Raw genomic sequence first — 9217 nt, 5'->3', positions numbered from 1 at the left:
GCTGTTCATGCACCTCGAAGCTCTGCCTTTGAGCCCCAACGGCAAGCTGGACCGCAAGGCCCTGCCTGAGCCTGATGCCATTCAGGACCGTCCTTACGAGGCCCCTGAAGGCGAAACCGAAACCCAGTTGGCCGCAATCTGGGCCGAGCTGCTGGGCGTGGAGCGGGTGGGGCGCCATGACAACTTCTTCGAACTGGGCGGCCATTCGCTCGCGGCGATTCGGTTGATCGACAAACTCGTGAAGGCTGGCCTGCAGGCCGCCCTCAACGACGTGTTCCAACAGCCAAGCGTGGCCCTGTTGGCCCGTCATCTGGACGCCAGCCACGCCGGTCGGGCGCAAACTGTCGTCACCGTCAGGGGCGCTGGCAGCCAACCTGCGTTGTTCCTGGTGCACGAGTTCACCGGCCTGGACTTCTATTTCCCGGTGCTGGGCCAGCACCTGCCAGGGGATTTCCCGCTCTACGGCCTGCCGGGGGTGCCGTATGGCGAGCCCCAGCCACGCACGCTGGAATGCCTGGCCCGCTACCAGATCGAACAGCTGCGCAAGGTCCAGCCGCACGGGCCCTATCGCCTGGCGGGCTGGTCGTTCGGCGGCGTGCTGGCCTTCGAAATGGCGAATCAACTGTTGGGCGCCGATGAGCAGGTCGAGTTCCTGGGGCTGATCGATACCTATACGCCGCGCCTGGCCGACCAGGGCAAGGCGCGCTGGCAAGGCCCGCGTGCGCTGGAGCGCCAGTTGCTGCTCAACTGCAGCACCTTCTGGCGCACCCAGGGCGAGGCCGGCGAGGCGCGGTTGGTGCAGCTGCAGCGCCTGGAGGCCGAGCAGGCCGACTTCAATACGCTGCTGGCCAGCTGCCGTGAACACCAGCTGCTGTATGGGCTGTGGTCGAGCATGAGCGATGCGCAGTTGCACCATTACTTCACTCGCGAGCTGGCGCACGGTCATGCCATGGCCCACTACCGCCTGGCACCGCTGAGTGTGCCGGTGCACCTGTTCCGCGCGGAGCAGGGCAGCGAGGGGCTGTCGAACCTGGGGTGGCGTGAAGCGTTGCCCGCCCAGGCGCTGGTCGAGATTGCCGTGCCTGGCGATCACCGCAGCATGATGCAGGCACCCCATGTGGCGTTGGTTGGCGAGGCCATTGCCCAGGCACTCGACCGCGTTGCGGCGCGCCCGGCCGAACAGGCTGTCGCTTACCAGCCGCTGGTGGCGATCCAGACGGGGCAGCATGGCCATGCGCCGCTGTTCTGCGTGCCGGGCGCTGGTGACAGTGTCACCAGCTTCGTCGGCCTGGCCGAAGCGCTGGGGCCGGACTGGCCGCTGTACGGCCTGCAGGCACGTGGCCTGGACGGTTGCTCCGTGCCGCATGTGTCAGTGCAAGCCGCAGTCGATTGCCATGTGCAGGCCATCGAAGCGCTGTACCCGCAAGGGCCACTGAACCTGGTGGGGCACTCGTTTGGCGGTTGGGTCGCGCATGCCATGGCGGCGCGTTTCGAGGCCAAGGGGCGCCAGGTGCGTTCATTGACCTTGATCGACAGCGAAGCACCGGGTGACCTCGGTACCTGTGGCCAGCCCTATACCTTTGGTGAAGCGCTGCAACGGCTGATCGACGCGCTGCAGTTGTCGACCGGCAAGGCACTGTGCATCGAGCCACTGGCCTTTGCCCAGGCCAGCGATGAAGAGCAATTACGCCAGTTGCACGGGGCCATGGTGCGGGTCGGGCTGATGCCGGCGCGTTCCCTGCCCAAAGCCCTGGAAGGCACGGTACGCACCTTCGCTAGCGCCTTGCGCACGCGTTACCAGCCGACGCTGGGTTACAGCGGACCGGTGGGGCTGGTGCTGGTCGATGACCCTAGCCTGGACGCTGCGGGCAACGCACGGGAGCAGGCCAAGATGCAGGCTGGCTGGCAGCAACTGATGCCGCAACTGGCGCTTTGGCAGGGGCCGGGCAACCACTTCAGCATCCTCAAGGTGCCGGATGTGTTCAGCCTGGCGGCCTGGTGGCATGACGGGCAAGCGCTGCAGTTGGGCAAGGTAACCCAGTAATCATGGGGCACCTTGGCCCTTGTGGGAGCGGGTTTACCCGCGAATAAGGCGGTGCAGCCTGCATCGCTTTCGCGGGTAAACCCGCTCCCACAGGGGGCGAGGTTCGGCCATTAAATGTGAAAGTGAGTATTCATGGACAAGTCCAGATTCCGCAAATACAGCCTCGGCGTCGCCGTGGCTCTGGTCGCCGGCATTGCGTTGTACGCCATCCAGGCGCCGGCCAAGGCGCCGCAATACATCACCGCCACGGTCGAACGAGGCGACATCGAGAACGCGGTGCTGGCCACCGGCATTCTCGAAGGCATCAAGCAGGTGGATGTCGGTGCCCAGGTATCCGGGCAGCTGAAGTCGCTCAAGGTCAAGCTCGGCGACAAGGTCGAGCAGGGTCAGTGGTTGGCCGAGATCGACCCGCTGGTGCTGCGCAACACTCTGCGCCAGGCCGAGGTCGATGAAGAAAAGCTGCAGGCCGAGCGGCGCTCGACCCAGGCCCAGCTCAAGCAGGCCAGACGTGTGTACGAACGCTACCGTGAATTGCAGGCCGACGAATCGGTGTCGCGCCAGGACTTCGAAAACGCAGAGTCCGAGTATGAAGTGCAGCAGGCCGCGGTGCGCTCGCTCGATGCGCAAATCCAGAGCGCCCGGGTCGAGATCGACACAGCCAGGGTCAACCTCGGCTACACCCGCATCAACGCGCCGATCACCGGCCATGTGGTCGGCATCGTCACTCAGGAGGGGCAGACCGTTATCGCCAACCAGTTGGCCCCGATACTGCTCAAGCTGGCCGACCTCGACACCATGACGGTCAAGGCCCAGGTCTCGGAAGCCGATGTGATCCATATCAGCCCGGGCCAGGAGGTGTACTTCACCATCCTCGGCGAGGACAAGCGCTACTACGCCAAGCTGCGCGGCACGGAACCTGCCCCGCAAAACTACGCGCAAAGCAGCGACAAGAGCGACGGCAGCAGCGCCAAGCCCAATGGCGCGGTGTTCTACAACGCGCTGTTCGAAGTGCCCAACCCCGAGCACCGCCTGCGCATCTCGATGACCGCCCAGGTGCATATCGTGCTCGATACCGCTACCGGCGCGCTGACCGTACCCGTAGCGGCACTGGGCCTGCGCAATGGTGATGGCAGCTTCCCGGTGCGGGTGCTCGATGCCAAAGGCTTCGCCCAGGTGCGCAACGTGCAGACCGGCATCAACAACAACGTCAAGGTGCAGATCAAGGGCGGGCTGGCCGAAGGCGATCGGGTGGTAATAGGTGAGCCGGTGTCTGGCGAAGCAGGGGCGTGAGCATGAACATGAATGTCGAGCTTACCGCGCACAGGACGGTCGCCAGCGGCACCGGCGAACCCTTGTTGCGCCTGCAGGGCGTCAGCCGCAGTTTCATGGCGGGTGATCGCGAATTTCTTGCGCTCAAGGGTATCGACCTGGACATCCGCAGTGGCGAGCTAGTGGCGATCATAGGTGCGTCCGGCTCGGGCAAATCGACCCTGATGAACATACTCGGCTGCCTGGACAATGCCAGCAGCGGCAGCTACCAGGTGAGCGGGCAGGAAACTCGCGAGCTGGACGACGACGCCCTGGCCGCGCTGCGACGCGACCATTTCGGCTTCATCTTCCAGCGCTACCACCTGCTGCCGCACCTGGACGCTCTGCACAACGTCGAGATTCCAGCGGTGTATGCCGGCACGCCGCAAGGCCTGCGGCATGACCGCGCACGCGAATTGCTCAAGCGCCTGGGCTTGGCCGGGCACCTCGAACACCGCCCCAGCCAGTTGTCCGGCGGCCAGCAGCAGCGGGTGAGTATCTGCCGGGCATTGATGAACGGTGGCCAGGTGATTCTCGCCGACGAGCCCACCGGCGCGCTGGATACCGCCAGCGGCAAGGAGGTGATGGCCATCCTGCTGGAGCTGCACGCCGCGGGGCACACGGTGATCCTGGTGACCCACGACCCGAAGGTGGCCGCCCATGCGCAGCGCATCATCGAGGTCAGCGACGGGCAGATCGTCAGCGACCGCCGCAACGCTGCCCAAGCGTTACCCACACCCGTCACCGAACCCGCGCGCCAGCCACAGGCCGCGCGGCGCCTGGCGGCCAGCCTCGGAATGTTCCGCGAGGCGTTCAAGATGGCCTGGATTGCACTGATCTCGCACCGCATGCGCACTTTGCTGACCATGCTCGGGATCGTCATCGGCATCACCTCGGTGGTGTCCATCTCGGCCATCGGTGAAGGCGCCAAGGGTTACGTGCTGAAAGACATCCAGGCGATCGGCAGCAACACCATCGATATCTATTCGGGGAGCAACTTCGGCGACAGTAGGGCCAAGACCATCGAAACCCTGCTACCGGCCGACGTGGCAGCGCTGAACGAGCTGTACTACGTCGACAGCGCCACCCCGGTGATCGGCCAGAGTACCTTGGTGCGCTACCGCAACCTGGATGTCGATGTGCAGCTCAACGGTGTCAGCGAACACTACTTCCAGGTGCGCAATATCCGCTTGGCCGCCGGCATCGTGTTCAGCGCCGACGACGCCCGGCGCCAGGCACAGGTGGTGGTGATCGACCACAACACAAGCAACCGCCTGTTCGGGCAGAACATCGACCCGCTGGGCCAGGTGATCCTGGTCGGCAACCTGCCATGCACGGTGATTGGCGTGACGGCCGAGAACAAGAACCTGTTCGTCGCCAGCAATCAGCTGAACATCTGGGTGCCCTACGAAACCGCCGCAGGCCGCGTTCTCGGCCAGCGGCACCTGGACAGCATCAGCGTGCGGATCAAGGACGGTGTGCCGAGCAAACGGGTGGAGGAGGAGGTGACCAAGCTGATGCTGCAGCGCCACGGCACCAAGGACTTTTTCACCAACAACCTCGACAGCATCATGCAGACGGTGCAGAAAACCAGCCGCTCGCTGACCCTGCTGTTGTCGCTGATTGCGGTCATTTCTCTGGTAGTGGGCGGTATCGGGGTGATGAATATCATGCTCGTGTCGGTGACTGAACGTACCCGCGAAATTGGTATCCGTATGGCGGTGGGGGCGCGGCAGTCGGACATTCGACAGCAGTTTCTTGTAGAGGCGGTGATGGTCTGCTTGTTTGGCGGGGTAGTGGGGATTGCCCTGTCGTATGGCATTGGCTCGCTGTTCGAGTTATTCGTCAAACAGTGGGAAATGGTGTTTTCTCCAGGGTCGATCGTGATGGCGTTTGCCTGTTCGACGTTGATTGGCGTGGTGTTCGGGTTTGTGCCAGCGCGCAATGCGGCGCGACTGGACCCGATCGAAGCGTTGGCGCGAGATTGATGTTGCCTGCACCGGCCCTTTCGCGGGAACCACGCTCCGGCAGTGGCTGGTGCAGGCCACCACATTCAGTTGTTGGCGTACATCCAGCGCATCAATGAATGCCGGCCGCTGATGCCCAGCTTGATCGCCGCCCTGCGCAGGTAGCTTTCAACGGTATTGGCCTTGAGTTTCAACCGTTCGGCCTGCTCCGGTGCGGTGTGCCCGGCCAGCAGGCCCAGGCACACCTGGCATTCACGCTCCGATAAATTAATTCCGGATTGCGCCAGACGATCGAGAAAGCGCTGCTGCAGGCTCTCTGGGGCTGTACGCTCAGCGTTGGGCTGCAACGCGTCGATGTGTTTTTCCAGCATCGGTAGCAGCAGGGGTGATATTTCATCCAGCCGGCTGCGTTCGCAGGCAGAAAAACTGAAGGTTGAGCCTGCACGCAGCACCTGGATTTCGTACCGCGAATCCCCATTTCGCCTGATCAGGTGCAGACGCGAAGGGTCGTCGAAGCGCCCTTCGAGGTGCTGTTCAGACGAAAAAACCGTTTCATTGATCAGTGTCGACTTCGTTTCGAGTTCAGGCGGGGCAGACGGCAGTTGCCTGATCTGCGTTGCATCGATACTCAGATGCGCTTGGATAAGATCGTGCAGCATGCGTGGGAACTGGCGGCTGCCGGTGCTGGCAATGACCTTGCCGAGCTGCGGATAGAGCAGGTGCGAATTCATCGTGTCGTCCTTGGTATGTCGAGATGCTACTCCTACCGGTTCGCCGGCATCCTGAGCCTGCGGTAGAAGGTGGTTGAATCCTAGTACAACGATTGAGTGGCAATTAAATGAAAGCAGGATAATGGCATAATAATGGCCAGCACTCCTACCGTTCACATTCATCACGACCCATCCACGGAAGTGCAGGGCGTGGCGGTAGGGCTATAGTAGATCGCTCATATAACTCAACTAAATGAGTATTTAGTTGAGTTATACATTTTTGTGATAACCGTGAAGCTTCAGCCGTTTTCTCGCCCGCGAAAATCGCACTGCGCTATGTGAGGGTGATTGGGGAGGCTCGGTTTTATCTAAAAGCAGCAAAAGCCATAGAACAGGCTGCGATGAACGGCGATCTAGTGCTTTACTGGCGCGCAGCGATGAATACAGGCTTGGCCTTGGAGCTGTTTTTGAAAGCTTTCCATGTGGAGTAAGACCGTAATAGCCCAGAGGACATGGATGACCCCAGATGGGATCCTGACGGTTATCTGCAGCTTCGCAATAGTGGAAAGCACAGCCATAGGCTGGTCGGCCTTTTTCAGGAAATCGATAGAGGCCTGGCCAGTCGCTTGCTCGAAATCTCGGAGCGGCTCTGGCCAGGTTACTCACTGAATTGCTCGAAGCTGTTCGTTGGAACGCGCCACAGGTACGAGTTCGAGTCGCTACCGTCGTTCTACACGGAAGTATTCGAACTGGGGCCGCACCTAGACCAGGTGCTGGAGGAATTGATCCGGGCACCAACCGTGTGATTTCTCGCCGGCGAAAATCGCAACGCGATCTGGCTGCAGGAATTTCACCGTGAAAGCGATCGAGCAAAGCTGCCGGCAGCGACCGATTCCAGATCTGCAGGTTGCTAATAGCAACACAAGGTGCCAGCCAAGCAAGCCGTTTTTTCGCGTCCGCGAAAATCTCACTGCGATCTGGCTTCCAATCTGGCCAACACATACCCTGATCGCCCCATATCAATCTGCGCATAATGTATATTATGTTAAATCGTGTATTTCCATTATTGCCACCCAGCTGTTATCCGCTCACTGCTCCATGATTTTCGTGCAACCCGATGCCAGATTTCACAACGTGAACTGCGCAACCACTTCATCCGACGACATGACATCGGCATATTCGCTCCCGAGTATCGCCAAGGTCAGCTCATGAACGCTTGCAGCATCCCAGCGCTTTCCATTCGGCCCAACAACGGGCACGGCTGTCGTGGCGTCTGATGGAAGAATAATGCTGTACCCCAGTGCTTTTCCCGCACGGACTGTGGCGTCCATGCTGTTATGAATGACAACACCCGTCAGCACCAGACGCTTTACCCGCATTTTGCCAAGCGCGGCGTCGAGCTCGGTACCAATGAATGCGCAGTTTTCCCGTTTGACAATGACGGCTTCACCCGCGATCGGAGCAACTTCTTTCTTGATGCCATTCCACGGGCCATGAACGTAATAGCTGGATGTCGGTGTTCGTTCATCGTGTTTCACGTGAACAACAGGCCAGCCGTTTGACCGCCACAGGGCGAGCAGTCGTTGGATCGCTGCTAGATACCCAGGATTGCTTTTGCCATCCCAGTTCGGGCGGTCAATGGCATCTTGTACGTCAAGGATCACAAGGGGCACAGGGCTGGACTGGTCCATCATCCGGTTCAGTTCCTTTAGGTGGTGATCGGTCCGAGTGTGCTGCAACAACCTTCCACCAGCAATTCCCACTGTTGATGCTCACATCAGGCAATAGAACTCACTGACCTCTGCAACGACTTTCCCTGTGCCGTCATACAACCGCGCCTCCGGGTTCAAGGCAATCGAGCGAGCCTCGAGCACATAACGTTGCCCAGCTGTGAAATGGTCGTAATTGACGGTCAGATAGCATTCGCGTACCGAAGGCCCGCCCATCATGCTCATGCCACCACCGCCGCTGGTTTCATAGTCGAACTTCACCACCAGCTCGTGACTGCCGGGCGTAACCTGGAAAAAACGTCCGTCTTCGAGGCGTTGCTTGTCCAGGCGCTCGGCCAGCAATACTCTGTCGTTGGGAAACGGTATCGACAAGTCGACCCAGGCCATCTCTGGGTTGGCGGTTGGCATCGGGGTCTGGCAGCCGGCAATAACACTGGCTGCGACCAGAAAGATCATCCTGCGCATGATCAGCACCTCAAGGGGCCATATGATCAGCATAGCGTTATACAGCCATTGCTATCCCGCGCTCATTTCCACGTCAGGGCTCAAAGTACCCAGCCATGCCACCAGGGCAATGATGACGACGGCCATTGAAAGCTCGAGTGCCAGGCTTCGACGCAAGGCACTCACCGCAACCGAAAACTCGCCATTTCGCACCGAACGCTCCAGCAACGGGCTCAAATGAAAACGATTGAGCGCAGCCAGCGCGATCATTGCGCCAAACAACAGAGTCTTCATAAACAGCAACGCACCATAGGTACTGAGCATGACGCCATCGATGCGTGGCCCAACGATAAAGAGGTAATTGATCGCGCCAGTGAGGCCGATGACGATCACGGTCACGGCGCCGACCGATTCAAAGCCAGTCAATACCCGAGCAAGAATCCGCGCCTCATGTTCGCCTTTCAGTGATTTGCAGCGAAGCAACAAAGCGAACGCCGCCAGTGCCCCGAGCCAAGTGCCCGCAGCCAGCAGATGGAGAACATCGCTGATGAGCTGCCAATAGCCACGACTCCCCTCGCCCATCGCCCCGTGGCCGGTCCACGCCAGGCTTGCCAGTGCAACGGCTCCAGACGCAGTGACGACCCACAGGCTGGCGGTCGCAAAGCGCCTGTATTGCCAGATGCCGACAACAGCGATAAGCAGTGCGGCAATGCGGACCAGCCAGCTCAGGCCGACATGAGTGCCTGTCAGGATCATCTGGAAAGAATGGTGATGCAGTTCCATGAAGCCCGACACACCGCTCATGGATTTCGCAAGAAGACCCAGCGCGGCCAAAGATAGCGCTATACCCAAGAGCGATGTGCCGTACAGGAGCGACTCAAAGCTCAAGACCGTGCCCGACGCCCTCTCCTTCCCCCTGAGGCTATACAAGCCAAAAAAAGCCAAACCAAACAGCAGCATCAAGTCGAGATACAGCGCGAAACGAACCACGATAGTCAGCGAGTCGCCCATGGA

The 9217-nt window shown here is 60.5% G+C and carries 7 protein-coding genes; 3 read left to right on the top strand and 4 right to left on the bottom strand.

Annotation, left to right across the window (positions count from 1 at the left end; translation table 11 throughout):
• The 3 genes from F6X61_RS18670 to F6X61_RS18660 form a co-directional block, all read left to right on the top strand.
• Nucleotides 1-2044, top strand: a 2044-nt coding sequence (locus F6X61_RS18670; protein WP_153787866.1) for a non-ribosomal peptide synthetase, incomplete at its 5' end; no start/stop codon positions are given.
• A gap of 132 nt (nucleotides 2045-2176) precedes the next feature.
• On the top strand, nucleotides 2177-3334 hold the full coding sequence (macA, locus tag F6X61_RS18665; protein WP_153787865.1) for a macrolide transporter subunit MacA: 1158 nt from the start codon (nucleotides 2177-2179) through the stop codon (nucleotides 3332-3334).
• A gap of 8 nt (nucleotides 3335-3342) precedes the next feature.
• Nucleotides 3343-5340, top strand: coding sequence for a MacB family efflux pump subunit (locus F6X61_RS18660; RefSeq protein ID WP_371923725.1), 1998 nt, complete (start codon nucleotides 3343-3345; stop codon nucleotides 5338-5340).
• Between the two features lie 65 nt (nucleotides 5341-5405).
• Here F6X61_RS18660 and F6X61_RS18655 read toward each other — a convergent pair whose 3' ends face one another.
• The 4 genes from F6X61_RS18655 to copD form a co-directional block, all read right to left on the bottom strand.
• Nucleotides 5406-6050: a helix-turn-helix transcriptional regulator gene (locus F6X61_RS18655; RefSeq protein WP_153787863.1), complete on the bottom strand. Its 645-nt coding sequence runs from the start codon at nucleotides 6048-6050 to the stop codon at nucleotides 5406-5408.
• Between the two features lie 1106 nt (nucleotides 6051-7156).
• Nucleotides 7157-7723 (bottom strand): isochorismatase family protein, encoded by a 567-nt coding sequence (locus F6X61_RS18650; RefSeq protein WP_153787862.1) that lies wholly within the window; start codon nucleotides 7721-7723, stop codon nucleotides 7157-7159.
• Between the two features lie 78 nt (nucleotides 7724-7801).
• The gene (locus F6X61_RS18645; protein WP_153787861.1) at nucleotides 7802-8224 is read right to left on the bottom strand and encodes a hypothetical protein; all 423 of its coding nucleotides are present in this window, start codon (nucleotides 8222-8224) and stop codon (nucleotides 7802-7804) included.
• Nucleotides 8225-8275: 51 nt separating this feature from the next.
• Nucleotides 8276-9214 carry a copper homeostasis membrane protein CopD gene (gene copD / locus F6X61_RS18640; RefSeq protein ID WP_153787860.1) on the bottom strand — a complete coding sequence of 313 codons (939 nt, stop codon included), beginning with the start codon at nucleotides 9212-9214 and terminating at the stop codon, nucleotides 8276-8278.
• Nucleotides 9215-9217 lie beyond the last annotated feature (3 nt).

Origin of the sequence: Pseudomonas sp. EMN2 (assembly GCF_009650555.1) — a bacterium.
Lineage (GTDB): Bacteria > Pseudomonadota > Gammaproteobacteria > Pseudomonadales > Pseudomonadaceae > Aquipseudomonas > Aquipseudomonas sichuanensis.
Note: the sequence above shows the minus strand (reverse complement) of the source record. Positions and strands in the feature narration are given on the sequence as shown.

What these genes read in the sequence shown, in the direction of transcription:
- macA (WP_153787865.1), top strand. Translation starts at nt 2,177, where the DNA reads ATGGACAAGTCCAGATTCCGCAAATACAGCCTCGGCGTCGCCGTGGCT.
- F6X61_RS18660 (WP_371923725.1), top strand. Translation starts at nt 3,343, where the DNA reads ATGAATGTCGAGCTTACCGCGCACAGGACGGTCGCCAGCGGCACCGGC.
- F6X61_RS18655 (WP_153787863.1), bottom strand. Translation starts at nt 6,050, where the DNA reads ATGAATTCGCACCTGCTCTATCCGCAGCTCGGCAAGGTCATTGCCAGC.
- F6X61_RS18650 (WP_153787862.1), bottom strand. Translation starts at nt 7,723, where the DNA reads ATGATGGACCAGTCCAGCCCTGTGCCCCTTGTGATCCTTGACGTACAA.
- F6X61_RS18645 (WP_153787861.1), bottom strand. Translation starts at nt 8,224, where the DNA reads ATGCGCAGGATGATCTTTCTGGTCGCAGCCAGTGTTATTGCCGGCTGC.
- copD (WP_153787860.1), bottom strand. Translation starts at nt 9,214, where the DNA reads ATGGGCGACTCGCTGACTATCGTGGTTCGTTTCGCGCTGTATCTCGAC.